1 protein-coding gene is annotated in these 1,269 nt (G+C 55.2%); it reads right to left on the bottom strand.

Annotated elements, in window-relative coordinates:
- Positions 1–97 precede the first annotated feature (97 nt).
- Entirely contained in the window at positions 98–1,093 is a 996-nt protein-coding gene (locus AC0KVQ_RS16435) for a LacI family DNA-binding transcriptional regulator (protein ID WP_473422276.1), read from the bottom strand.
- Positions 1,094–1,269 lie beyond the last annotated feature (176 nt).

The raw sequence follows: 1,269 nt of genomic DNA, 5'->3' as shown, positions 1-1,269 counted from the left end.
ATGAGGCGCACCAAGGAAAGCCAATCAGGCCAGGCTGAAAAGAAACAAAGCCCGCACCATCATGGTCGCGGGCTTTGTGTATTTGAAAAACAGGAAATCAGTTACGGCAAATCAGCCGGCACGGCACGATATTGCGCATCTGTGTCACCTCGCCGCCCGCCATCTGCTCGAGCAGGCGATCAAACACCAGCACGGCAAGCTGGGCTTCATCCTGTCTGGCTGACAATACCCGATTGGGCAACAGATCGAGCATCGCGTGATCGTCGAATGTGCCGATCAGAAGATCGGCGGGTATGCGCCCTCCCCGCTCCTTGATGGCCTGCAGCGCACCTTCAAGTATCAGCAAGGATGAACACATGAAGGCTGCCGGTATATGCCCGGCCCCGCCAATCAAGCCAGACATCATCTCGTAGCCGGCTTTGGCGCTATCCTGCTCGGCATGGCGAATCCACCCGCTCGGCATCGCAGCTTCCTGCATGGCCACGGAAAATCCACGCATGCGATCCTGAATACTCGGCAAATCGCTTCTGCCACACAGAAAATAAAGTTCTGCCGGCTTTTCGGCCAATATCCGTCGCGCCAGATCCAGCGCACTGTGATAGTTGTCGCTCTGCACGGTTGGATAGCGCAACTGGTTGTAATCCCGGTCAACCAGTACCACGGCAGTCTTGTTTTTCTTGCCGAACAACTGCTTATGATTGGGCAGTTGGCATGGCGCGATCACCAGACCATCCACACCGCGTGAAAGCAGACTTTCAATCGCACGATCTTCCAGTGCCGGATCCTCATGCGTCGAGGCCGTCAGCAGCACCAGATCGCGATCCCGGCACAATATTTCGAGCTCAGCCATCAGGCGCGCAAAAAACGCATTGGCCAGATCAGGCACCACAAAACCGATAGCATCGCTGCGCCGCAATTTCAGACTGCGTGCGGCATGGTTGAGTACATAGCCATGCCGCGCAACATAATCCTCGATCTTTTTCTGGGTATTGGCGCTGATACGGTATTTCTGCGCCTGGCCATTGATGACCAGTCGTACCGTGGTGATCGACACACCAAGATCCTTGGCAATTTCCTCTACGGTCTTGGCCATTACCGATCAGTATCCTCGTTAAATCAATTTCAGAAACCGGGCCGGATCATACCAGCCCGGGTGATTCCCGCCTTACCCAGCCGTAGCATACCCCATGGTCTGAGGTAGCCAGAGGATGGTTTGTGGGAAGAAGGTCATGATGAGCAGGGCGATGAGCAGCAGGATCAGGAACGGTA

The organism is Formivibrio sp. oc-25, assembly GCF_055810895.1.
This window is presented reverse-complemented; position numbering and strand designations above follow the sequence as displayed.

Excerpts from the sequence above, each read along its gene's own strand:
- AC0KVQ_RS16435 (WP_473422276.1), bottom strand. The coding sequence starts at position 1,093 with ATGGCCAAGACCGTAGAGGAAATTGCCAAGGATCTTGGTGTGTCGATC.